The organism is Enterobacter sp. CPE_E1241 (genome assembly GCF_045618265.1).
In the GTDB taxonomy this organism is placed as follows: domain Bacteria; phylum Pseudomonadota; class Gammaproteobacteria; order Enterobacterales; family Enterobacteriaceae; genus Enterobacter; species Enterobacter adelaidei.
Map to the genome: position 1 here is coordinate 4191633 of NZ_JBIWYV010000001.1, position 24889 is coordinate 4216521.

The window sequence follows — 24889 nt, forward strand, 5'->3', positions numbered from 1 at the left end:
TAACATTGCAATTCCTCAATGCGACAAGTGACAGAGTTTATGCCTGATATTGATTTGAATGACGTGATTAAGGCGCTGGGAAACCCTGTTAGAAGAAAAATTCTGCATATGCTCAAGGAACCGAAAATACACTTCCATCAGCCTTATGCTGATGCGGACGAGTTCGGTGTGTGTGTCAGTATCATTCAGGAAAAGGTCGGGCTCTCACAGTCTACCGTTTCTCTTTACCTCTCAGCTCTTCAACGGGCACAACTTGTTACTTCTCAGCGCATCGGTCCCTGGACGTACTACAAACGTGACAATGATAAAATAAGGGTTGTTCTTGAGTTGCTGAAAAATACAATCTGATACAGGACTGAGCACATTCAGTGTAACAGTACCGGGGGTTCGTACTTGCGATCCCGGCAGGCATTCCATGAAAGCGCACTAATTCCTCAATATCAGGCTGCAGACCGGTCATAAGAGGCTAATAGTTTTGCAAAATATCCACCAGTTTGGGTCAAATCACTCTGTCGGTTGGTGTGCATACTCGGTGCAAGGACCTGCAGATATTTAAGATGGCGGATAGCTTGTTACAGTGCCGCTGATGACATTCCGACCCTGTTGCCGTCCGGGTAAGATAATACCTCTGACAGCGGTCATAAAAGCCCAACATAATTGTCTTTCGAGCCATATATTAATCGCTCATCGCGCTCTCTTTTTCGAAGAGGTGTCACTTAATCATGATCGGTCAGTACAAAAAGACAGTGCTTTTCCAAATTCCGGACGGTTGTATGCGAAAACGGTGAAGCTCAACAAATGGTGTCATCGCTGTGCAATGCTCTGCGGGCTCATTCTTTCAGTTAACTGTTTGGTTACAGCTTCAATGAAGTATTTCAGTTAATTCACAGCGAGGGTTTGAGGAAACCACGCTGTGATTACCCAACGCTCATCCGGAGCATCCGGATTGAACTGTCGCTGGAGCTTGTTGGGCGACACGATACTGGCCTCGCCTTTACATGCCCTCGGGCTCCGGTATCCGACCTGAGCCTTTATCCCGACACGTTTCATCAGTCGCCAGACTCTGTTCACTCCGCACTGTTGCCCGCTGTCCCGCAGATCCAGATGGATTTTGCGATAACCATAGACGCATCCCGATTCCAGCCAGAACTGTTTAATCTGTCCTGTCAGTCTCAGGTCTGCCTGATGGCGTTGTGAATGCGGCTGCTGAAGCCAGGCGTAAAAACCACTGGGATGTTCATCCAGCACCCGACAGAGCAGGCGAACAGGCCAGCAATAGGTGTTGTCACGAATAAAGGCGTACCTCAGTCGGACAGCTTTGCGAAGTACGCCGCGGCTTTTTTTAATATGTCCCGTTCGTCGGTAACCCGCTTCAGCTCTTTCTGAAGACGGCGGATCTCGGCCTGAGCATCTGACTGTTCTTTATTAGTGGAAGAATCCGGACCGTAGTTCTTTATCCAGGCGTAAAGGCTGTGGGTGGTGATATCGAGACGCGTTGCAACGCTGGCAACAGAATAACCGCGATCAACAACCTGTTTGACTGCTTCAATTTTAAACTCTTCAGGATAACGCTTACCGCTCATGGGCACCTCTCTTTAAGTCATCTTAAATGACTCTGAGGTGTCTGTTAAACCTGTGGCGATTCACCTCGCGTCCTTCCGTTCAGTATAGCCTCAGTCCCTGACACCACCCGAGAACGGAATGACGTCCCCTTTCTCCCTCCCGGTGTTGCGTTCAAGCTCCCTGACATACTGCTGTAAAAGTATAAGGTTATGTAACAGCTCTACATTTTCAGCCATCATCTTTTTGATTTCTTCCCTCAGCTCATTTCTCTGACGGCGATACTTTTCTTTCAGCTTGATCTGCTGCTCAATGCCCTGCTCATCAACCGGCGCGGTGCCCTGGCACGTTTTTTTCAGACTGCGGATAGCCTCCCTGACCTGCCTGTACTCAGGACAGTTATAATTCAGGGTGCCGTTTGCCAGCCCCGCTCGTTTTTCCACAGCATACTGGCTGATACGCTCCCCTGATAACATCAGTTCCCTCAGGGCCTGCTCTGCTCTTGCCTGTGTTTTTTTAACCCCCGACTGTTCGTTCGTCATGCTCTATTCATCCTTTTCAAAAAAACGGACAGCATCTGCATAAAAATCTCTCTCAAGCATCAGAAAATCCCTGTCAGCCTGAGGAGCATTATTTCGCACGGCAATCTCCAGAAGGTTGTCATAATGAGCCATCCTGCGTTTCCACACGGGAACAGAATCAGCTCCGGCCAGCATGTTCTCACATCCCGGATTGCAGGACGCTGACTGAACAACCGCCTTAAACTCGCAGTCATGGCCATTCATGCAATAAAAACCGTTTCCAAGAGATACCAGTTTTTGCCCGCCTCGTTTAGCCATGCTCATCGCTTTTTTCAGTGTAGGAAACGTCATCTGATGTAAGTGCCCACCTCTCTGGGACATCAGTAACTTCCCGCCTTCGCCATAAAGCAGGCCTTCATGCTGATAAGAAACAGCCCTGGAAGCTGAGAGTTCGGTATCAACCCTCTCAATCTCGGCAGCGAATGCCTGAGGGATCGCCCGGCTAAAATGCGAAGCGTTGAGTGCACCGGACATATACCACTCCGTCATGCCTCTGATTAAGTGCTTAAACTGCCGGATAAGATCATTAGTAGAAATCAGATCAAGACGCCTGAGGTGTACAGCAAGTGAACGGCGAAACTGATGGGTTCGCAATGGCCAGAAAGCCCCCTCCCGAATCTCCATCGCAACGCGTTCATCATCACGTATGTTTGGATTTAAAAGCCTGAACTCATCAATATGGTCACGTCGGATGAACAGATGGTGTCTTTTCACAAATTTCTTTGCCCACTCAGTCTGGCGCTGCGTCCCCATAAAAGAGAGTTTTTGCTCCGAGAACCACGACCTGATATTTAAAGACAATGGAACATTGTCCAGCGTCTTCCCGTCCAGGCCTGTCATGATTTGATTAATTCTGCGTAAATGCTGAAAAGGCTTTTCCACATAGCGACAAACAACCCAGTCTTCGTGACTTCCACCTTCCGGGGCGAACTTATGCAACACCGAACGAAGTCCCAGGATATCACCATCATAAATCAGTGAACCGTGCATCACGCCAAGCACTTCGCTGTGTCTCATCCCCGACATGGCCTGTATCACATTCATGACTTTTAACGTCAGCTCAAAATGCCAGGTGTTCAGCTTTATGTGATCAACGCCAATAAAATCAGATCTCCAGCGCTTATTTTTATGTACCGAGAACCAGCCCTGCATCCCGGGGCCAAGTGTCGCGAAAAGCGCCCGAATTTCCCCGGCAACAATATTGTAGTAATACGCGGCCCGGTAATCCGGTATGCTTTTTGCTGTCCCTCTTTTACGGGCTTCCAGCATCGACGTATAGTAAGGCGAATCATAAAAACCGTTTATGATAGCGCACAGCCGGGAAAACCCGTCAAAATCGAAATCACTGATTTCAGCATCCAGTTCAGTAATCAGCCCTTCCCAGACAGACATCATAAGACTGAAAGGCATACAATATGTCTGGTTTGAATCATCCACACTGTTGTAACTGTCGAAGCTAATATCAGGAAAGTAACCGTATTTTCGAAGACGGGTATGACCTGTCAGCGAGATATCCGCCAGGTCCATAAAGTAATTACGTAATGTTCTTTCAGAACGCTTCCTGCCGTGCTCATCCTCCTCCTTCATCTTTACAATGAAAGCATTCCGGACAAGCGGAAAACGAAGCTGAAACAGACTGCGATACCCCATAGACTCAATAATACGGGCTCCCGCCACAATGTTTGCACATTTCCGGATCAGGGACTGCGTCTTCGCGGTCCTGCCGACAATCCAGAGCAGGCTGGCTGAGATGATTTTGGCTTCAAGACGCAGTTCAGGATCCCGTATGCCTGAAAAATTAACGGTTCTTAACGTTTCACCAATATGGGTTCTGACATAGCGATTGGTCCAGACATCATCCCTGAAATAAATATTCAGCGTCTCCTCATTGATAAAACGCATATCATGTTCATCTGAGCTGGCGATAACCAGGCAGTTATTCAGACGTTCAAAGCTTTTGTTTTCTAGTGCCTCACAGATGATATCCTCAGTCGGAAACTCATCCCCTGAACGAAGCGGCGTTCCGGCAGGAAACTCCGCCATTCGACTACGGCTTACCTCTTTTTTCTTCAAATCTGCCATACCGGAGCCACACCTTCTCGCTGAAGTTTAACGCGCGCTTTTTTCAGGGTCGCCTCATCTACCAGCCCAAGCCGTAAATCAATCTTCAGGAGTAACGTTTCATAACGCTCCACAGCATTGACCGAACCGATGTACAACGGTTTTCCATACTCGATAGCATGCCTGAATGACAGCAGGAGCCATACAGACTCCAGCGTTTCCACAACGCAACTTTTTGAACATTCGACACAATGAGAAAAATCCGCACAAGCCTTTGGTGTCCGGCCAAATCGTTTTTGCTTTTTTATAAAGCGCAATTCAATATCTGTAGGCGGCTCCTGCGATCGACATCCCAGGCCATTCAATAAAAGATCCACACCCTCATCGCTTCCACGCAGATCGATCCCCAGCTCATCAGCAACTTTTACCCGCTCGGATAACGCACGTGTCGCAATCCCCTGATTCATAAGCGTATCAAGTGCAGCACTGAAGTTTTCCTTCGCCCCCTGTGGGTTACCTGCAGCATAATTCCGCCTGTAAGTGCCCCAGTTATGCTGTGCTTTTTCCGCCGTAATCAGACCATTCTTTAATGTTCTGTCCGTATACTGCTCAGACGTTTTGCGCAAGCCAGAAACGGTAATTGATGGAAGCGAGGGATTAAGCTGCCGCATCGTGGCCCACGCCCCCTCAGAGTTAGAAAATTTAGTCAGATGACTGGGATTAAGAGAATAAAGCTTACGGAATTTCACCTGCGGCTCACTCAGAAACAGCGCCTGTACCGGAGGGAAGTTATCTGCGGAAACCAGATAGTTAACGATGTCGTCCCTGAGCCTGATAAAAGACAGAAACCAGTAATAGCCCGCACGTTTGGTCACATACTCCGATTTACCTATCGTCAGACGTATATACTTATTCGCTCTCCCCTTATAAACATAATCAGTGCTGATACCCTTTTCATCCAGATGTATATCATCCCGCGTCAGACCCAGAACCTGAGAGGTGTTTCCCCATGTGTGGTAACAGAACAGAAAAAAAGAAGTAAGAAAGTAATTTTCCAGAACGTCCCTGATGATGATCTCTGCCCTGCTGACCCCGTTCTCTCCCGGATACCGGAAATACGCTTCATAAACAGGTGCCAGCAAAGACGGTGAGAAATGCCGCACCCCTTTTTCCGATTTAGCGATATGCTCCCGGATACATCCCGCAAGGAACTCATTCATGGATGACAACTGCCTCAGGATCTCGGAAAGTTCATTCCTGGTATAGCTATCCCTTCCCTGCTGCTGATACGTTCCTTTCGGTAAGAATTCATATTCATACCGCCTCTGAATCTGCCCGCCCGTAAGCAAAAACCGGTTGACCACGGACAAGTAGTGTCTTGCCATCCTGACTGAAATTTTTCGCCGACGAATATCGTTCATGAGATGTTTAATATACATTTCAACGCCTTCAGCCGTGCCATAGTCATACTGATTGACTGACTGCCATATAAAAAACATATTGAGATAACGGAAAATGGTTAACCTTCCGGCGGGACGGTAAGACAGAAGAAATCGTTTCAGAGAGGCAATAAAATCGCGTTTTTCAGGGCGGGCAAGATGCGAATGTTCACTAAACCATCCGGGGAGCAACACATAATCTGAAAAATGAGCCTGAAGATAAACGTCAAGTAAATAATATCGGTTCAGATCCCGCTGAGTGATGTGTCCGCTGACCGTCTCCCATGACAGCACATTTTCGGCCATCCACGTTATCTGCGTTTCACTCCGGCTCATATATGGCTCCATCGCGACCTGCAGCACCGTCAATCAATGCGTCCATGACCCCGGCGACTGCATCAGAAATCTGGTTTTGCTGAAGAAAGACGATGTATTTCATCGTCGTATTTTCGCTTTTATGGCCCATCCAGTATTTTACTGTACCCAGCGCATTTGCGGCCTGATCGGGATAGCAACTCAGTGCCGAGCGTAAAAAATGGGTCGCAAACGTTGCCCGCAAATCATGGGGTTTATGTCTGAACACATTTCCCGGAGCAGACCGGGCCAGGCGATGGCGAAAACTGTACCAGCGGGAGTAAAAGGCTTTTTCAGACATCCGTTTCCCGTTTGCCATTAAAAATAAAGGCTCGTGCCGCCCTTCCCCACCCTGTCGTGCACGCCATTTTTGGATCTTCTTTTCATACTCCTCATCCGCCAGATAATCCAGAACCTGCTCGTACAATCGTCTGGTGATGAAGAGTTCTCGCGTCATCCCAAACTTCGTATGAACTCCGCATCTCGGACCAATATGAAGCCCCCTGATGGTCAACTCAGATACAGGGACACTGGCAAGGTACTCTTCAGTAAAGAGTGACGACGGCAGGGTCAGCATTTCATCCAGCCGTAACCCACAATTTTTCATCAGCACAATCATTAAACTGAACAACCCGGACTCAGATTTCAGTGCCTCATCCAGGATATGAACCTCTGCATCATTCAGTGGGTTGATTGTCCTTTTTGTTGTGCTGGTTATCCTGATGGCAAGATCCGAACTTATCACCTTGCGTCGCCCGTCAACGACTTTTTCGACCAACGTAAAAAATGAGCTGGCAGCCAGCTCACCACACTTGCCCAGAAATACGTAAAACCGTCGGATAACGCTGATGTACACCGCCGCGGTGGATGAGGCGATGCGCCCCTGCCTTACGGCCCCCAGAAGATACTCCCTGAAGCCATATGTAGGGCTTTGGTATTTCAACGTTCCCGGGGTGAAAGGGTCAAGTCCGTTATCCTCCAGCCACCTTATCCAGCGTAAAAATGCCCGGGCTAAAGGCTTTAAATCCCTGGCCTGCAGGATAGCTTTATCCATAAGATAAAAGTGTACATATCGGCTCAGTTTTCGATTCTGGATGCCGCTAATATAAGGTATTTCAGCATACAGAAATCCGGGTTCAAATTTCAGTTTCGGCTCTGTTGCATCCAGTTTGCTGACACGCCCATAACGCGCATGAATGTTAGTGATTATCCTCACAGTCTGTCGCCCTGAAACGCCACCTCATGCCTACACTATAAATCCGGAAGAAGAAAAAACAAACAACCAGGTTGCCGGGAGTGAATATGCAAATCAGGAGGAAAGTAAAAGATGTAACGACACCATCACGATGCAATACATTGACCTCAACACGTTACCCGGACCATACGTGATAAACATCACAAATCCTTTGAGTGAAGAACTTAAGATGTGATTTTCATTTCCCGGCACAAACCGTGCCCTTAAAAAACAGGCAACGGATACATCTTAATGCCAGAAGTAAACCTTAATTGATTGAATACAGCCTGAGTCCATTGCAAAAATAACACACAGGGTAAATTCGCATATACAGAACCCAACGAAAAGCAAAAGAAACCTGTAACACATTTCGTTTACCTGTCACTTTCAATTGTAAAAGCCAGCAGAAAAAGCGCATATAACTATATTTATCCCTGCGGGGACTTTTGTTTGTGCTATATATTTTTTACAGAGAACCGCAACGCGTCCAAACACAAGAATATATTTACCTCTGGAAAATGGTCTGACTCCCTTTCACGTGGTTGTAGTGACCTGTTCTGTGATTCATGTAATGTCTTTTCTGGATGAGGAAAATATGTCATCACTGATATTTTATACAGACGAAGCACAAGCACTGATTGTAACAGATACCCTTGCCGTCACCGATAATGGGGAGCCGTTATCTTTTGTTTCCAAAGCAGGTTACATCCCCCAGCTAAGAACCATCATAGCAGGTACGGGGGCAGGTGGATTTTCTAACACCTGGTTGCTTGAAGCATCAACCAGAATGGTCGTATCAGGTATACAAAATCTCAATTATCATACATCGGCCTGTCTAAGGAGGCTGTGGAAACAATACAAGCATGACCATGCAATTCCCTCTTCTTCAACGGTGACAACCAGTGTTTATCAGTTCGCAATTTGCGAGGAAACAGGAAATATCGTTTCGTTCGCCTATCGCTCAGTCCATGATTTCGAATCAGAGCAATTACAATACGGAACAGGAGTAAAACCTGAGTGCCAAATCCTGGATGGGGATTTGTTGCAGACAATTCCTGTAATGATGAATGAACAAAGGGCTATACAGGCGACATACTCACACCCGGAACGGATCCATATTGGCGGTGAGATGATTGCGCATTATCTGACATCATCTATGTATCAATGCTTTAAGATTGGGGAATTTGAGGATTTCAGAACTCAGGGAGAGTATATATTGAGCAGGATTTAGGCAAAACGCGGTTCAGATAAAGTGCTTTTAACAGGCTTGCTGAACATTAAAAGGATATCTCTCAATTACGATGAATAGCTTGAATTCTAAAAATAGAAAAGTAGAGTTTAACTCTAAATACATAAAAACAAGAGTAAACGAGCACCCGCCGAAGCAGCCGCGCATGATGTTGATCGAGAAGCGGATCATCTCATACGCCGGGATACGGGCGTTGCCATATGCCGGGTGCGGCACGCGCTTATAAGGCAGCGCAAAGACGCTATCCATCTCTTCAGTTGACAGCGGGATCGCTGGCGGGTTGATCCAGATATAGCGCTCGCCGTGTTTCTGCAGCAGTGCGCGGGCACAGCCCGGGTTGGTTTCATGGTGCAGAATACGCGACGCATGCGCGTAGAGCACTTTGTCAGCTTTTACCTTCTCGTAGGACGGCAGCAGTACATACGTTTTTTCCCACGGTTTCGGGCGTGGCGGTTGTACAACAATCGCCTTCGCTTCCGCTTTTTTCGGCTCAACCGGCTTGTTATCGGCACACGGCAGATCTTCGCCGTAAGGATGTGGGATAGGGTCGATTTTGCCCGGCATATCGATAATACGGGAATCCACCCCGCTCCAGCCCGGCAGCGCCTCTTTCACCATGATCGCGGTGTTACGCACGTCGCGAATACTGCTCACCGGTTCCCCCTGCGACAGACGGTGTGCGACTTCCACCAGCGGACGCTCGCCGTTACCGTAGATCAGCATGTCGGCTTTAGAATCCACCAGCACCGAGCGGCGCACGGTATCTGACCAGTAATCGTAGTGCGCGGTGCGGCGCAGACTTGCTTCAATGCCGCCCAGGATCACCGGCACATCTTTCCAGGCTTCTTTACAGCGTTGGGTATACACCAGGGTGGCGCGGTCCGGACGTTTACCCGCCACGTTATCCGGGGTATAGGCATCGTCATGACGCAGCTTACGGTCAGCGGTATAGCGGTTGATCATCGAATCCATGTTGCCGGCGGTCACACCGAAGAACAGGTTGGGTTTACCCAGACGCATAAAGTCGTCTTTGCTGTTCCAGTCAGGCTGAGAGATGATCCCCACGCGGAAGCCTTGTGCTTCGAGCATGCGGCCACAAATGGCCATGCCGAAGCTCGGATGGTCAACGTAGGCATCGCCCGTGACCAGAATGATGTCGCAGCTGTCCCAGCCCAGTTGGTCCATCTCTTCCCGGGACATCGGCAGGAACGGCGCCGGTCCAAAGCAGGCCGCCCAGTACTGGGGCCAGGAGAAGAGGTCACGATCCGGCTGGATCAGGGAAATTGCGCTCATAATGCTTCCGAAGAAAAAATAGACAAAAGGAGCCGGATTATACGCTGTTCATCCGCCACATTTGAAGAAAAGGATGCATGAAGCAGACAGATATTCCTGGAAGTCGTTAAAATACAGCGCCCTGTTAATTTTGGATCATAATATCCACTATATCTTCCGGTGTTTTGCCCCCGGAACGTGTTCTTGCGCGGAGTTCTGCTGTGAAGTCCAACGATTCGTTACACATTTCCCAGCTGCGGGTTGTCCTTCACCTCTGCGGTTTTCTGGTTCTGCTGTACAGCCTTTCGATGCTGCCGCCAATGGTCATCGCCCTGCTGAATAAAGAGCGGACCTACTTTGCATTTTTAACCACCTTTTTTACCTTTTTCAGCCTGGGTGGAGTGACGTGGAGGGCAACCCGTCATGCCGGTATTCAGCTGCGCACCCGCGACGGGTTTGTGATTATTGTGCTGTTCTGGCTGCTGTTTTCATTGATCAGTGCCATGCCGTTATGGATGGACGATGGTCTGCATCTTTCCTTTGCTGACGCGCTCTTCGAAGGGGTTTCCGGGATAACCACTACCGGTGCAACGGTAATCGGGGACGTCAGCGCCCTGCCTAAGTCGTACCTATATTACCGCGCCCAGCTGAATTTCATTGGTGGCTTAGGCGTCATCGTGTTGGCCGTCGCGGTCCTGCCGCTGCTGGGCATCGGTGGTATGAAACTGTATCAGTCAGAGATGCCGGGGCCGTTCAAGGAGGAGCGTCTGACTCCCCGCCTTGCCGATACCGCGCGCACGCTGTGGGTAACTTACTTCGCGCTGGGCGCGGCCTGCACCCTGGCCTACTGGCTGGCGGGCATGTCTTTTTTTGACGCCATTTGTCACGGACTTTCGACCGTGTCATTGGGCGGATTCTCTACCCGCAGCGAGAGCATTGGTTTTTACGACAGCCACGCGATTGAACTCGTCGCTGGCGCGTTTTCGCTGCTCTCCGCGTTCAACTTCACCCTCTGGTACGTCGCGATTGTCAGACGCACCCTGAAGCCGATTCGCCGCAGCCCGGAGGTTAAATTCTTTCTGGGTGCCGCCGCAGTGGTGATTGTCATTACCGCCTGGCAGGTCTGGCATGCGGGGATGTACAACGCGACGGATAGCCTGGTTCATGCTTTCTTCCTGGCCAGTTCGATGATGACCGATAACGGTCTTTCGACGGCCGATTATGCGCACTGGCCTGCCCACACCATTTTCCTGCTGTTGAGCGCCAGCTTTTTTGGTGGCTGCGTGGGTTCGACCTGTGGCGGGATCAAAGCACTGCGTTTTCTGATCATGTTCAAACAGAGTATTCAGGAAATGAATCAGCTTGCACATCCGCGCGCGCTACTGAGTATCAAGGTCGGTAAAAGCGTGGTGAATGAACGCGTCCTGCGCTCGGTATGGAGCTTCTTTTTCCTCTACGTGATGATTACGGGCTTTTTTGTCTGGGCGCTCAATCTGATGGGCTACGACCTGTTTACGTCATTTGCAACGGTCGCTGCCTGTATCAATAACATGGGGCTGGGTTTTGGCGAGACCGCGTCCACCTTCGGGACGTTAAAAGAAGAGGCCAAGCTGTTGATGTGCGCAGCGATGATCTTAGGGCGTCTGGAAATTTATCCGGTGCTGATCCTCTTCTCGCGCTTTTTCTGGCGGGCATAAAACATTCCCGGCGAACCGGGAATGTCGGGGGGTTATGGCGCAGGGTTGACCAGCATCTGCCCCACTGACCCCCTGTCCATCATCTCCAGCGTCTGGCTGTGGAACAGGAACGGGAAGTGCGGCCACGAAGGCTGACCATAGTAGACAAGCAGTTCGACCTGACCATCCACCCAGACGGTGTCTTTCCAGCCACGGTCTTCCGGGAAAGGCATCGCGCCGTTCACGTTGCGGATCAGGAATGACACACCTTCAATATGGAACGACTGCGGCATGTCGGAACGCACGGTCCAGCGCTCCCAACTACCCTGCTGCGCGGTAATGTCGATACGGTTGACGTCCCACAGCGCGCCGTTGATACCCGGATCGTCGCCCAGGCTGATATCGCGGCTGCGCACAGGCGAACCGCTCATGATCTCCTGCGGCAGCAGGCGCATGGGCAGGCTGTCGGTCACCAACGGCAGCAGACCGGTTGGGCGCAGGGTCAGCACCAGAGTAGAAACAAGAATGCTCGACGGCTCAAAGAACCCTCGAATACGGTCAACAATACTTGCTGCTTCACCGCAGGTGACAGACACTTCATCCCCATTCGTCATATCAATGAGAATTTCACGACGTTCACCCGGCGACAGCGCCAGTTGTTTGACGGAAACCGGCGCAGGTAAAAAGCCCTGGTCACCGGAGATCACGTGCAGCGCGCGGCCATCACTCATTTTCAGCTGATAACGGCGCGAGTTTGAGGCGTTGAGCAGACGCAGACGCACCCAGCCACGCGAGACTTCAACGTAAGGGCTTTGCGCACCATTGACCAGCAGCGTGTCGCCGACGAAGCCACCGCTGCCCGGCTCGCTGTATTCCGGCGTACCGAAATTATCCAGACGTTTGTCCTGGATGATGATCGGGAAATCATCCACACCGTAGTGATTCGGGATCGGCAGGGATTTGCTGACCTCATCTTCTACCAGCCACATCCCGGCCAGACCGTTATACACCTGTTGTGCAGTGCGGTTCGGGGTATTGGCGTGATACCACAGCGTTGCCGCACTCTGACGAATGGGCAGCACTGGCGCCCAGTCAGCATTGGGTGACATCATCCTCGGCGCACCGCCAATCAACGGGCCAGGAACCTGTAAACCGCTGATGGTCATGGCAACATTTTCGGACGTGCGGTTACTGTAGATGAGTTTAACGTCATCGCCATTCCACACGCGTATGGTCGGCCCAAGGTAACGCCCGTTAATGCCCCATACCGGCGCACGCGTCCCCTGGGTAAAGGACCAGTGGCTGCGCTGTAATGTCAGGAAAAGCGGTTGTCCGCGACGGGATTCAATTAACGGCGGAATGGGCAGCGGCTGTTGCTGCCCGGCGGCGCTGGCTGTCAGCGGCATCGCACCCGCACAAAGGGCGATCCCTGAAGCCTGAATAAACTGACGCCGACTGAGTGACATATAAGCTCCATCTGAAACGACTAACAACGCGGGAATTCGTTTTCCCTTTAACGCCGGATTAAATCTTACCGGCGGCTTCTCTCTCTGCGACTTCTTTGTCGAGCAGCGCAATATGCTGAGCCATCAGCTCGCGGCAGTGTGCTGCCAGCTCACGCACCTGATCTTTACCGTATTTGCTGGTATCGACGGGTGGCAGCATTTCGACAATTACCAACCCATTATTCAGGCGGTTAAGATTAATCTTATTAGAAGTATTGGAAACACACACAGGAATAATTGGAACACCTGCCGCAATTGCGGCATGAAACGCGCCAGTTTTAAACGGCAGCAGGCCACGACCACGGCTGCGCGTCCCTTCCGGGAACATCCAGATGGATATTCTGCGTTTTTTAAAATGATTCACGACTTCCGCAATAGTGCTGTGCGCTTTTGCACGGTTATTACGGTCGATCAGCAGGTTACCGGTGAGCCAGTACAACTGGCCGAAAAACGGGATCCACACGAGGCTCTTTTTCCCCACCGTCACGGTTGGTGGAAGAACGATATTAGAGGCCGTCACCATATCGTAGTTGTTCTGATGATTAGCGATAAAGATGGCATTACCGAAATTCTCAGCGCCTTCCGGCAGACGTTTTTCAACCTTCAGACCAAACAGCGGCGCAAGACGACCAAACATATGACCAAAGGTGGCAACATGCTTCGGATTACGCGGGCTGAACAGGCAATAAATAGAGCCGAAAATACAGACCAGAATGCAGTAGATAACGGTAAGAATAAGACGAACAATGTATAGCATAGCGACCTCTGAAGCCCCAACAGCTGACAATTATACTTCACCTGTGGCCAGGTAAGGACTTTATTACGAGCGCGTATTGTTAATCGCAACGCACGAATTAACAACGATTTTACGGGAAATTTTATTGAAACTCCCCCTCCGGACAGAGGGGGATATCACGACATTACTCTTCGCTGTCACCTGCGGTGCTGCGTGCAGGAGAGTCAATCTCCACGCGGTCAATACGCTGCAGGCCACGCATCAGTGAACCGCGACGGCCGCGCTCACCAACGACCTTCTGCAACTCTTCCGGACGAAGTTTGATTTTACGCTTACCGACATGAATGGTCAGCGTGCTCTGCGGCGGCAGAAGGAAGAGGTGCGCGAGACCATCTTCACCCTTCGCGGCTTCCGCCGACGGGATGTTGATGATCTTGTTGCCTTTGCCTTTTGACAGCTCCGGCAGATCGCTGACCGGGAACATCAGCATACGCCCGGCGGTGGTGATCGCCAGCAGCATGTCACTCTCATTCTCAATCACCAGCGGCGGCATAACGTGGGCGTTATCCGGCAGGCTAATCAGCGCCTTACCGGCACGGTTGCGCGAGACAAGATCGTTAAAGGTACAGATAAAACCGTAACCGGCATCAGACGCCAGCAGCAGTTTCTGCTCGTCGGCTTCCATCAGCATATGGTCAACCGTGGCACCCGGCGGCAGCGTCAGCTTGCCGGTGAGCGGCTCGCCCTGCCCGCGCGCGGAAGGCAGCGTGATTGGGTCAATCGCGTAGCTACGGCCCGTAGAATCGATAAACGCCACCGGCTGGTTGCTCTTACCTTTCACGGCGGCTTTGAAGCTGTCGCCCGCTTTGTAGCTCAGCCCTGGCGCGTCGATGTCGTGGCCTTTAGCGCTGCGCACCCAGCCGCTTTGCGACAGGACAATGGTCACCGGTTCGGACGGCTGCATGTCGTGCTCGTTCATTGCCTTCGCTTCTTCGCGCTCGTGCAGCGGAGAACGACGGTCGTCGCCGAAAGCATCGGCATCGGCCTGCAGCTCTTTTTTCAGCAGGTTGTTCATCTTGCGTTCGGACGCGAGGATCGCCTGCAGCTGATCGCGCTCTTTTTCCAGATCGCTCTGCTCACCGCGGATCTTCATCTCTTCCAGTTTGGCAAGATGGCGCAGTTTCAGTTCGAGGATCGCTTCGGCCTGGGTTTCGCTGATGCCAAAACGCGACATCAATGCAGGCTTAGGCTCGTCCTCGGTACGAATGATCTCAATCACTTCGTCGATATTGAGGAACGCCACCAGCAAACCTTCGAGGATATGCAGGCGCTTAAGCACTTTCTCCAGACGGTGGTTCAGACGACGGCGTACCGTATCGCGGCGGAAGGTCAGCCATTCGGTGAGGATCTCCAGCAGGTTTTTCACCGCCGGACGCCCGTCGAGGCCAATCATGTTCAGGTTGATGCGGTAGCTTTTTTCCAGATCGGTGGTGGCAAACAGGTGGTTCATCACCTGCTCCATGTCCACGCGGTTGGAACGCGGCACGATCACCAGACGAGTCGGGTTCTCGTGATCCGATTCATCGCGCAGATCGTCCACCATCGGCAGCTTCTTATTGCGCATCTGGGCGGCGATCTGCTCCAGCACTTTGGCGCCGGAGACCTGATGCGGCAGCGCGGTGATCACCACCGCACCGTCTTCTTTGGTCCACACCGCGCGCATACGCACGGAGCCGCGACCGTTCTGGTAGATTTTACGGATTTCCGCGCGGGAGGTGATGATCTCCGCTTCGGTTGGATAGTCCGGCCCCTGCACAATATCCAGCAGCTCGTCCAGCGAGGTTTTCGGCTGTTCAATCAGGGTGATGGCGGCTTTCGCCACTTCACGCAGGTTGTGCGGCGGGATGTCTGTCGCCATACCAACCGCGATACCGGTGGTGCCGTTCAGCAGAATGTTCGGCAGGCGCGCAGGCAGCATCTTCGGCTCCTGCAGCGTGCCGTCGAAGTTTGGCACCCAGTCAACGGTTCCCTGACCCAGTTCGCCCAGCAGCACTTCGGCATATTTAGACAGACGGGATTCGGTATAACGCATCGCTGCGAAGGATTTTGGATCATCCGGCGCCCCCCAGTTCCCCTGGCCATCCACCAGTGGATAGCGGTAAGAGAACGGCTGTGCCATCAGCACCATCGCTTCATAACAGGCGCTGTCGCCGTGTGGATGGTATTTACCCAGTACATCACCAACGGTACGGGCGGATTTCTTGAACTTGGCGCTGGCATTCAGCCCCAGCTCGGACATCGCATAGACGATGCGGCGCTGAACAGGCTTCAGGCCATCCCCGATAAACGGCAACGCCCTGTCCATGATGACGTACATGGAGTAGTTCAGGTAGGCGTTTTCCGTGAATTCATGTAGCGCGAGGCGCTCTGCCATATCGCTCATTACGTGTGATTCCTCAACTCAGAAACCGAAGGGTTTCAGGCAATATTGCCGCAGATACTACCTTATCTGCCGTGTTGAGTCACAAAGAAAAAGGGCCGCTTATGCGGCCCTTTCCGGGTTATTTGTTCAGCTTAATAACCTGCTTCACGTCGATTTCGAAGTCGTTCCACTCTTTATCGACCTTACCCTGGATTTCCACTTTATCCTGTGGACTTACAGTCACGCCGTTCCAGCGCTTGTGGTCAATCTCCACGTTGACCGTGCCGGTCTCATCGCGGAAGGTATAGCGATCGTCGGACAGGCGCTGGGTGATGTTCCCGCGCAGCTTCACCCAGCTGTCATCCTTCATCTCTTTCACCTTCACCGCGGTGGTGAGGTTCGCGTCATTATCGACAAAGCCGCCTGTCTGAGTTTGGGTCTGGGTTTGTGTGGCCGACGGGCCGTTAAATCCACCCTGTGCAGCAAAAACAGGGGCAGTGCTCATCATCATGATGGCGGCAATTGCAGCGAATTTTTTCATATTAACTCTCCCTTTAATCTGGTTTCGCAGTCCATTTAACAGGGTAATCCTTAACAACTTCTTAAGGGAAAAATTTATTTATTATTGCTGTACAGCAGGCGCTTACAGAGGGTTTACTGACGACATCAAGGAGGGAACATGCGCATTTTACTGGTAGAAGATGACAGGTTAATCGGCGATGGCATCAAAGCGGGTTTAGGCAAAATGGGCTTTAGCGTGGACTGGTTTACCGACGGAAAAACGGGTCAGGCTGCACTGTATAGCGCGCCGTATGATGCCGTGGTGCTGGATCTGACATTACCGGAAATCGACGGGCTTGAGATCCTGCGTGGCTGGCGCGAAAGCGGGCGCAGCGAACCGGTACTGATCCTGACCGCGCGGGATGCACTGAACCAGCGTGTTGAAGGGCTGCGTCTGGGCGCGGATGATTACCTTTGTAAGCCGTTCGCCCTGATCGAGGTCGGTGCCCGTCTCGAAGCACTGGTCCGCCGCAGCCATGGACAGGCACGCAGCGAGCTTCGCCACGGCAACGTCACGCTCGATCCGACCCGTCTCATCGCCACGCTGGACGGCGAAACGCTGACGCTCAAACCCAAAGAATTCGCGCTGCTTGAGCTGCTGATGCGTAATGCAGGCCGGGTGTTGCCGCGTAAGCTGATCGAAGAAAAACTGTATACCTGGGACGATGAGGTCTCCAGCAATGCCATCGAGGTTCACGTCCATCATCTGCGCCGTAAACTTGGCAGCGAGTTTATCCGCACCGTGCATGGCATCGGCTATACCCTGGGTGACGCATGAAACTGAGCCTGAAACTTCGCCTGACGCTTCTCTTCCTGCTGCTCTCTCTGACGGCCTGGTTTGCCGCCAGCCTGGTCGCCTGGCAGCAGACGACACATAAGCTCGATAAGCTGTTTGATACCCAGCAAATGCTATTTGCCAAACGGCTGCTGACAATGGATCTTGATGAGATCCGTGCCCCCGAGCGCATGCGTGAGATCCCAAAGAAAGCGAAGCATGGTCGTCTGGATGACGACGCGCTGGCTTTCGCCATCTATACCGTCGACGGCAAAATGATACTGAACGACGGGGAAAACGGGCGCGATATTCCGTACCACTATCGCCGCGACGGGTTTGATAACGGGCAGCTACAGGGCGACAACGACGAGTGGCGTTTTTTATGGCTGACCTCCCCCGACGGAAAGTACCGCGTGGTGATCGGCCAGGAGTGGGAGTACCGGCAGGATATGGCGCTGGATATAGTCAGTTCGCAGCTTACGCCGTGGCTGGTGGCGCTCCCCGTGATGCTGTTGTTGCTAATCCTTCTGTTAAGCCGTGAACTCAGGCCGCTGAAAAAACTGGCGCAGACCCTGCGCTCCCGCTCGCCAGATGCCACCGAACCGCTGACGGTTCAGGGTGTCCCCACGGAAGTGCGCCCCCTGCTCGACTCGCTGAATCATCTGTTCGCCCGCACCCAGGAGATGATGACCCGCGAGCGCCGCTTTACGTCCGATGCCGCCCACGAATTACGCAGTCCGCTGGCGGCCCTGAAGGTGCAAACTGACGTGGCACAGCTCTCCTCGGACGATCCGCAGGCGCAGGCAAAAGCGCTCACACAACTGCATGCGGGTATTGACCGTGCGTCCCGGCTGGTGGATCAACTTCTTACGCTGTCGCGTCTGGATTCACTGGATAATCTTGACGATGTCGAACCGATTACCCTTGCCGATTTACTGCAGTCGGCAGTGCTGGATATCTGGCATCCCGCTCAACAGGCAGGCATTGATATCCGGCTGAACATCAATGCGCCAGAGGTTACACGCACGGGTCAGCAGCTGCTCCTGAGCCTGCTTGTTCGCAACCTGCTGGATAACGCCATTCGTTATAGCCCGCGAGGCAGCGTGGTGGACGTGACGCTGGACACCCGAAGCTTTACCGTGCGCGACAACGGCAACGGCATTTCGCCTGATGCTCTGGCGCGCCTCGGCGAGCGATTTTATCGACCACCGGGGCAGGATGCCACGGGCAGCGGGCTCGGATTATCCATTGTGAAGCGCATCGCCGCCCTGCACGGTATGCGTGTTTCATTAAGCAATGCGGCGGAAGGCGGTTTTGAAGTGAAGGTCAGCTGGTAAGGGATTATTGCATTTAGCGCAAAAGACTTTGCACATTTTGCTCATTTTTCCGCTCCGTCCTCGCGCGTAGAATACCCGCCATACTCTCATCATCGAGGACAAATAATGAGCAACATTCTGATTATTAACGGTGCAAAAGAATTTGCGCATTCTAAAGGCCAGTTGAATGACACCCTGACCGAGGTCGCGGACGGTTTCCTGCGCGACGCCGGGCATGATGTTAAGGTCGTGCGTGCAGACAGCAACTATGACGTGAAAGCCGAAGTGCAGAACTTCCTGTGGGCTGACGTGGTGATCTGGCAGATGCCGGGCTGGTGGATGGGCGCGCCGTGGACCGTGAAAAAATACATGGATGACGTGTTCACTGAAGGTCACGGCTCTCTGTATGCCAGCGATGGCCGCACCCGCTCTGACGCGTCCAAAAAATACGGCTCAGGCGGTCTGATTCAGGGCAAAAAATATATGCTGTCACTGACCTGGAACGCCCCGCTGGAAGCCTTCACCGAGAAAGATCAGTTCTTCGAAGGCGTAGGCGTTGACGGCGCATACCTGCCGTTCCATAAGGCTAACCAGTTCCTGGGGATGGATCCGCTGCCAACCTTTATCGTCAACGACGTGATTAAAATGCCTGATGTCCCACGCTATATCGCAGAATATCGCAAGCATCTCGCGGAAATTTTTGCTTAACTGGTAGCCTGGAATTAAAGGAGTAGTAAACATGCTTACCGTTATCGCAGAAATCCGTACTCGTCCAGGTCAACATCACCGTCAGGCGGTGCTGGATCAGTTCGCGAAAATTATCCCGACCGTACTGAAAGAAGAAGGCTGCCATGGCTACGCGCCAATGGTGGATGCCACCACTGACGCCAGCTTCCAGGCCACCGCGCCGGACTCGATCATCATGGTTGAGCAGTGGGAAACCGTCGCGCATCTTGAAGCGCACCTGCAGACCCCGCACATGAAAGCGTGGAGCGACGCGGTGAAGGGTGACGTGCTGGAAACCCACATCCGTATTCTGGAGCAAGGGGTTTAAGTTTCCCCCAGGCCTGGTAAGCGCTAGCGCCACCGGGCTTTGTTTTTAGCTACTTTTCTTCCCCGGTTTTAATCCCCGATGAAACTCGTTGATCCGCTTCATTGATTTGATGGTGCGCTGCGGCTCGGTGGAGGCGACGGACACAATAATCATCTCCAGACACAACAGTACCGTACCATGAAGTGGGATTTTGCCCTTTTCACCGCCGCGCGGGACGTGGATCACCACGCTGGCCTCTTTACTGAAACGCGAGTCCAGGGCGTTGGTCAGCAGGATAGTCGGAATACCGAGACGTTTTGCTTCACGCAGCGTGGTTTGCCCCTCCCGGTGCGCGGATTTCTGGGCCATCATCACCAGCACGTCACCGCGCTGAAGGGCGATGAGCTGTTCGGCAAGCCCTATTCCTGTGCGGTTAAGCGGTGTGGCGGGTAATCCCATACGGCTGAACAACCTGGCGGTGTACTCGGCCAGAATACCCGAGGCGCCGATACCAAAAATCGCGACCTGCCTCGCCTGTGCCAGCAGTGAGACCGCCTGAGCCATCGCATAGCGGTTGTGGGGTTCGGATAACACGTCCAGGGTGTGCTGATGTCCCTCCAGCACAAAATCAATGCTCGCGTTGACGTCGCTGGTCAGTGTATTCACCGTGGTAGACATCTTTTCGCTGGAACTGACCACTGGGCCAAACCACTGTTCCAGCGTCTGTTTGAGATCGCGCAGCCCGGCGAACCCCAGCGCCTGAATGGCGCGAACGACGGTGGCATCCGAGGTTTTCAACTGCGTCGCGATCTCCATTGCGGTCTGTTCCATCACCGCTTCGCGGTTCTCATTGATATAGCTTGCCACCTGCAGCACGCGCGGCGTCAACTGGTGCGCACGCGAACGAAAGCGGTCACCGTAGACATCCACGCGCCCTTTCTCTTTGCGGATCACCGTGATGCCTCCGGCAGTGGTCGCCCGGCGATCTGCGATTGCACCTGCGCGGCCATCAGCCCTAAAGACGCGAAGGAATTCGAGATGGCCTCTTCACGTGAGATCAGCACGTAGTGTCCGGTTCGGCAGGCGTTCAGGAACTGACACCAGCCAGGCATTACCGCCTCCATCGCTGCCAGCTCGTCCTGCGGTTTACCGCCCGTATCCCCACGCCAGGTGGCGAAGACGAAATCGGCATCCAGCTCCGGCAGGCGCTCGGCGCTCACGTCAATCCTTCCCCCTTCCGGGATGGCCTCAATTAGCGGCGGGAAGGTGAACCCGGCATCACGCAGTACACGCCCCAACGAGTGGTAGCTGTGCATGGCGTTAATCTTTCCCTGATTCGCCTGAATCACTGATACGCTAATTTTGCGGGTATCCACCGTCGCTTTCAGCGCGTTGATTTGTTCCTGATAGCGGCGCTCCAGGATCTTCAGTCGCGCCTGCGTGCCGGTAAGTTGCGCCAGCTTGCGGTAGATTTCCGGTGCACCACCGTCGAGGTGATCGATGCTCACCGTCGGGGCAATTTTTTGCAGCTGTTCCACCGGCGTGTTGCGGGTCGGCTCGGTGATAATCAGGTCCGGTTTTGCGGCGGCGATGGCTTCAATGTCGATATCCGCAGTGCCGATAAACTTGATGTCGGAATTATCGAAATCGACGCCCGTTAGCATGCCGCTGGAGCGCAGAAAATGGCTGCCGTCCGGTCGCGTACGGCCGTGGCTGGCTACCGGCGGTACGCCAAGCTCAATGAGTGGGATGGTGATATCCAGGTCATGCAGCGAGACAATCCGTTTCGGATGAACTGGCACAACAACCTTGCGCCCCAAATCATCGGTAAATGTCTGAGTCGGTTCTGCCGCGCTCACCGCAAACCCGACCAGCAACAACATCGAAAAAAGTACGCGCATCCTCAGTCCCCTAAAATCTGTCCCGACGCTGCCAGAGCAACAGCAGGAAAAACGGTCCGCCAATCAATGAAATCACAATTCCCGCTGGCAGTTGCAGCGGGAGAAATGCCAGACGGCCAACGTTATCCGCCAGCAGCACCAGCAGCGCACCCAGCACAGCACTTCCCGTCAGGAGCGCGGTTTGCCCACCACGCAGCAGCAGACGTGCCATATGCGGGGCAATGAGTCCCACGAAACCAATACTGCCTACGCAGGAGACGCAGGCCGCCGTCAGCACCACCGGGGCGAGAACGCGCAGCAGTGCCAGTCGGGTTGTACGCACGCCCAGGCCTGTTGCGGCCTGATTACCGAGTAACGCAACATCGGCGGCACGCGCGGTAAACAGTAACAACGCAAACGCGGGAAGCGTCCAGAGTGCAGCCAGGCCCACCAGCGTCCAGTTTGCCGTATGCAGGCTTCCTGCCAGCCAGAGCATTGCCGTCTGCACGTCACGCACGTCTGCGGTGGTCATAAAGACGCCCATTGCAGCAGCAAAGGCCCATGACACGCCGATGCCAATCAGGATGAATCGCGGGCGCGAAATATCACGCGCCAGCAAGATCACCAGCATCGCAGTGAGTAGTCCCCCGGCCATTCCTGCCAGCGGACGCCAGGCCAGGCTCAACGCCGGGAACTGAAAGATCAGCACCAGCACTGCCGCACTGCAGCCCTCTTTCACGCCGATAAGACCGGGATCGGCCAGGCCATTGCGGGTGATGGACTGCATGGCCGCCCCTGCCATACCGAGCATTGCGCCGCACAGTATCGCCATCAGCAGGCGCGGCAGACGAATATCCATCACGATATAGTGCGCCTCTGCTGTCAGACCTTCAGGAGAAAACAGCGCGCGGGCAATAGCGGAGGTGGGAATGGGCAACGAACCGTGCGTCAGACCAAAGCCCAGCAGACTTAATGCTACCAGCGCTAAAAACGCCAGGCATGCCAGCGTCTTCGGGCGAACCAATGCTGACAGGCGACCAATACGGATCGCGCGGAGTCCGGCCCGGTTCATTTGAACATCCTCGACGCCATGAAAATGAAGACTGGTGCGCCAACCAGGGCTGTCATGATGCCGGTTGCCAGCTCCCAGGGCGTAAACAACGTACGGGCGGCAATATCTGCCAGCAGCAGAACCAGCGCGCCACACAGGGCAGACAGCGGCACCATCACGCGTAAATCGACCGACACCAGACGGCGAATGAGCTGCGGCACGACCAGGCCGATAAAGCCAATCGGCCCGGCGATAGAGACGGCCGCACCGCAGAGAAGCGCGATGGCCAGCAGGGCGAGCAGGCGAGTTTTCAGCAGCGATACGCCAAGCCCCTGCGCCATCCGGTCGCCCAGAGCCAGCATATTGAGCGACGGCGACACTCCGATAGCGAGAACAAAACCGGCAGCAGCAGCCCACAGGGCACTCCGGAGCGTTTCTTGTTTTACCCCCGCTAAATCCCCCGCCAGCCAGGTTCGCAGGGCGAGCAGGGTCTGTTCATCCAGAATCAGGACTGCGGCAGTCACTGATGAGGCAAATGCCGACAGTGCCACGCCACACAGCGTCACTTTCATGGGTGTGAGCCCGGTGCGGCCAGACGAGGAGAACATCAGCACCAGCAAAAACAGCGCGGCGGCACCGGCGGCGGCAACGAGCGGGCGACCAAACGGCAGCGTCATCCCGAGCGCACTCGTCAGCACCACCGCCAGCGCCGCCCCGGCATTCAGCCCCAGAATATGCGGTTCACCGAGCGGGTTGCGGATCACGGACTGCAGCAGGACGCCCGCCACGCCGAGCGCGGCGCCTGTCACCATCGCGGCGCTGAGGCGCAGCAGTCTTAATTTGATAATGACGTTATGGTCGAAATTATGGGGATTAAAATCAAAAAACGCCTGGACCACCGTCAGCGGAGGAATAACGCGCGCGCCGATACCCAGGTGGGCGATCGCCCCCATCATCAGCAGTAACGCAAAGAGAATAAAAGCCAGCGTCGTGCGTATCATGGTTTTTCAGTGACCTGACGAAACGGCATAAAAAACGGTTTGCCGGTTAACGGGTTAACCGACATATGCACGTCGACATCAAACACCGCTTTGATCAGTTCCGGCGTGCAGGCATCGCCCTCATGCAATACGCCTTCAACTTTCCCCTGACGTAAAAAGATCAGTGAATCACCGTAGTTCACCGCGAAGTTAAGATCGTGCAGCACCACCACGACGGTGCGTCCGTGCTGGCGGGTCAGCGTATGCAGCAATTCCAGGATCTCCACCTGATAGCGGAGATCGAGAAAGGTTGTCGGTTCATCCAGCAGGATATACGGCGTTTGCTGCGCCAGGGCCATGGCGATCCAGCAGCGCTGGCGCTGGCCGCCGGACAAGCTTTCGACCGGCAGATGCGCAAACTCCGCCGTCCCCGTCAGGTGCAGCGCCTCTTCAACAGCCCGTTCGTCCTCGTCGCTCCACTGGCGCATAAAATTTTGCCAGGGAAAGCGCCCGCGAGAAACCAGCTCAAAGACGGTTAACCCTTCCGGCAGCAGCGGAGACTGAGGAAGGATACCCAACTGACGGGCAACCGTTTTGGTCGGCTGCTCATGAATGGCTTTACCGTCCAGCAGCGCGGTGCCCCCGAGCGGCTGCAGCAGTCGCGCGATAGTGCTCAACAGTGTGGACTTTCCACAGCCGTTCGCCCCTACCAGCACCGTCATTTTCTGCTGAGGGATCGCAAGGGAGATATCATCAACGATGATTTTTTTCTGATAACCCGCAGAGAGGTTCTCCAGAACCAGTCCCGATTTTTTCGTGTTGTAAGTCACGTGAACGCCAACGTAATGAAAAACTAACAAATAAAAATAAAACTCATTCTCTTTTGAGAAGTTTGACGCTGCACCATGTAGTAGTCAAGAGAAGAAACACCCTGATAAAAACAGGGATAAGCAGGAAATTAATCGAAACTACCACACCTAATAAAGACATTAATTTCATCATGTTAAATGCAATTTCGTTTCGTTTTTACGTGTAATTTTCGGCTGTAGTCGATTTTTGTTTTTTTCCATTTACTACTACATCCTCACATGATTGAATGATTCTCAATTACATGTTCGATGCCTGAAAAGGCTAACGGATAGACCATTAAGGGCAATGACTCACACATTCTTCCGCAAACATTCATGTGCGGGATATTTCGGGA

Annotated in this window: 20 protein-coding genes and 2 pseudogenes; 7 read left to right on the forward strand and 15 right to left on the reverse strand. The window is 53.2% G+C overall.

Translation table 11 applies throughout. The annotated features are described in order from the left end of the window. Window positions 1–39: 39 nt before the first annotated feature. Window positions 40–348: a helix-turn-helix transcriptional regulator gene (locus ACJ9Y9_RS20515; protein WP_032415288.1), complete on the forward strand. Its 309-nt coding sequence runs from the start codon at window positions 40–42 to the stop codon at window positions 346–348. 546 nt (window positions 349–894) lie between these two features. Here the strand turns inward: ACJ9Y9_RS20515 and ACJ9Y9_RS20520 are convergent. The 5 genes and pseudogenes from ACJ9Y9_RS20520 to ACJ9Y9_RS20540 form a co-directional block, all read right to left on the reverse strand. Continuing rightward, a pseudogene (locus ACJ9Y9_RS20520) lies at window positions 895–1583 on the reverse strand (IS3 family transposase); the annotation flags it as partial. Between the two features lie 90 nt (window positions 1584–1673). Further along, entirely contained in the window at window positions 1674–2102 is a 429-nt protein-coding gene (locus tag ACJ9Y9_RS20525; protein ID WP_017384060.1) for a hypothetical protein, read from the reverse strand. Between the two features lie 3 nt (window positions 2103–2105). Next, window positions 2106–4223, reverse strand: coding sequence for a hypothetical protein (locus tag ACJ9Y9_RS20530; protein WP_017384059.1), 2118 nt, complete (start codon window positions 4221–4223; stop codon window positions 2106–2108). Then, entirely contained in the window at window positions 4211–5977 is a 1767-nt protein-coding gene (locus tag ACJ9Y9_RS20535; RefSeq protein ID WP_007897920.1) for a hypothetical protein, read from the reverse strand. Before ACJ9Y9_RS20535 ends, ACJ9Y9_RS20530 begins: the two co-directional genes overlap by 13 nt. Then, window positions 5964–7211 (reverse strand): site-specific integrase, encoded by a 1248-nt coding sequence (locus ACJ9Y9_RS20540; protein WP_007897923.1) that lies wholly within the window; start codon window positions 7209–7211, stop codon window positions 5964–5966. The genes ACJ9Y9_RS20535 and ACJ9Y9_RS20540 overlap by 14 nt, the downstream gene beginning before the upstream one ends. Before the next feature lie 613 nt (window positions 7212–7824). Here ACJ9Y9_RS20540 and ACJ9Y9_RS20545 point away from each other — a divergent pair. Beyond that, the gene (locus tag ACJ9Y9_RS20545) at window positions 7825–8460 is read left to right on the forward strand and encodes a hypothetical protein (RefSeq protein WP_023279901.1); all 636 of its coding nucleotides are present in this window, start codon (window positions 7825–7827) and stop codon (window positions 8458–8460) included. A gap of 135 nt (window positions 8461–8595) precedes the next feature. On the opposite strand, the pseudogene ACJ9Y9_RS20550 reads toward ACJ9Y9_RS20545, so the two are convergent. Further along, window positions 8596–9771 (reverse strand): annotated as a pseudogene (locus ACJ9Y9_RS20550) (YgiQ family radical SAM protein); the annotation flags it as partial. Window positions 9772–9971: 200 nt separating this feature from the next. Between ACJ9Y9_RS20550 and ACJ9Y9_RS20555 the strand changes: the two are divergent. Next, entirely contained in the window at window positions 9972–11447 is a 1476-nt protein-coding gene (locus ACJ9Y9_RS20555) for a TrkH family potassium uptake protein (protein ID WP_407226221.1), read from the forward strand. A 32-nt stretch (window positions 11448–11479) separates the two neighbouring features. On the opposite strand, the gene ftsP is transcribed toward ACJ9Y9_RS20555, so the two are convergent. The 4 genes from ftsP to ACJ9Y9_RS20575 all read right to left on the reverse strand — a co-directional run bounded on the left by ftsP (window position 11480) and on the right by ACJ9Y9_RS20575 (window position 16630). Then, on the reverse strand, window positions 11480–12892 hold the full coding sequence (gene ftsP / locus ACJ9Y9_RS20560; protein WP_028017172.1) for a cell division protein FtsP: 1413 nt from the start codon (window positions 12890–12892) through the stop codon (window positions 11480–11482). Between the two features lie 58 nt (window positions 12893–12950). Beyond that, window positions 12951–13688, reverse strand: a complete 738-nt coding sequence (gene plsC, locus ACJ9Y9_RS20565; protein WP_028017171.1) for a 1-acylglycerol-3-phosphate O-acyltransferase — start codon at window positions 13686–13688, stop codon at window positions 12951–12953. Window positions 13689–13851: 163 nt separating this feature from the next. Then, window positions 13852–16110 (reverse strand): DNA topoisomerase IV subunit A, encoded by a 2259-nt coding sequence (gene parC / locus ACJ9Y9_RS20570; protein WP_028017170.1) that lies wholly within the window; start codon window positions 16108–16110, stop codon window positions 13852–13854. A gap of 118 nt (window positions 16111–16228) precedes the next feature. Next, window positions 16229–16630 carry a YgiW/YdeI family stress tolerance OB fold protein gene (locus ACJ9Y9_RS20575; RefSeq protein WP_028017169.1) on the reverse strand — a complete coding sequence of 134 codons (402 nt, stop codon included), beginning with the start codon at window positions 16628–16630 and terminating at the stop codon, window positions 16229–16231. Window positions 16631–16768: 138 nt separating this feature from the next. Here ACJ9Y9_RS20575 and qseB point away from each other — a divergent pair, with 138 nt between their 5' ends. From qseB to ACJ9Y9_RS20595, 4 genes are all read left to right on the forward strand, one after another. After that, the gene (gene qseB / locus ACJ9Y9_RS20580; protein ID WP_028017168.1) at window positions 16769–17428 is read left to right on the forward strand and encodes a quorum sensing response regulator transcription factor QseB; all 660 of its coding nucleotides are present in this window, start codon (window positions 16769–16771) and stop codon (window positions 17426–17428) included. Next, window positions 17425–18762, forward strand: a complete 1338-nt coding sequence (gene qseC, locus ACJ9Y9_RS20585) for a quorum sensing histidine kinase QseC (RefSeq protein ID WP_028017167.1) — start codon at window positions 17425–17427, stop codon at window positions 18760–18762. Before qseB ends, qseC begins: the two co-directional genes overlap by 4 nt. A 105-nt stretch (window positions 18763–18867) precedes the next feature. Further along, on the forward strand, window positions 18868–19449 hold the full coding sequence (locus ACJ9Y9_RS20590; RefSeq protein ID WP_023616895.1) for an NAD(P)H-dependent oxidoreductase: 582 nt from the start codon (window positions 18868–18870) through the stop codon (window positions 19447–19449). Between the two features lie 31 nt (window positions 19450–19480). Further along, window positions 19481–19795, forward strand: coding sequence for a putative quinol monooxygenase (locus tag ACJ9Y9_RS20595; RefSeq protein ID WP_028017166.1), 315 nt, complete (start codon window positions 19481–19483; stop codon window positions 19793–19795). Between the two features lie 45 nt (window positions 19796–19840). Here the strand turns inward: ACJ9Y9_RS20595 and ACJ9Y9_RS20600 are convergent, their stop codons facing one another. The 5 genes from ACJ9Y9_RS20600 to ACJ9Y9_RS20620 are packed head-to-tail and all read right to left on the reverse strand — an operon-like array spanning window position 19841 to window position 24515. Next, entirely contained in the window at window positions 19841–20728 is an 888-nt protein-coding gene (locus ACJ9Y9_RS20600; protein WP_028017165.1) for a MurR/RpiR family transcriptional regulator, read from the reverse strand. Continuing rightward, window positions 20725–21675 carry an iron-siderophore ABC transporter substrate-binding protein gene (locus ACJ9Y9_RS20605; protein ID WP_028017164.1) on the reverse strand — a complete coding sequence of 317 codons (951 nt, stop codon included), beginning with the start codon at window positions 21673–21675 and terminating at the stop codon, window positions 20725–20727. The genes ACJ9Y9_RS20600 and ACJ9Y9_RS20605 overlap by 4 nt, the downstream gene beginning before the upstream one ends. A gap of 10 nt (window positions 21676–21685) precedes the next feature. Then, on the reverse strand, window positions 21686–22726 hold the full coding sequence (locus ACJ9Y9_RS20610; RefSeq protein WP_028017163.1) for an iron ABC transporter permease: 1041 nt from the start codon (window positions 22724–22726) through the stop codon (window positions 21686–21688). After that, entirely contained in the window at window positions 22723–23706 is a 984-nt protein-coding gene (locus ACJ9Y9_RS20615) for an iron ABC transporter permease (protein WP_028017162.1), read from the reverse strand. The genes ACJ9Y9_RS20610 and ACJ9Y9_RS20615 overlap by 4 nt, the downstream gene beginning before the upstream one ends. Continuing rightward, window positions 23703–24515 carry an ABC transporter ATP-binding protein gene (locus tag ACJ9Y9_RS20620; protein ID WP_028017161.1) on the reverse strand — a complete coding sequence of 271 codons (813 nt, stop codon included), beginning with the start codon at window positions 24513–24515 and terminating at the stop codon, window positions 23703–23705. The genes ACJ9Y9_RS20615 and ACJ9Y9_RS20620 overlap by 4 nt, the downstream gene beginning before the upstream one ends. Window positions 24516–24889: the final 374 nt, after the last annotated feature.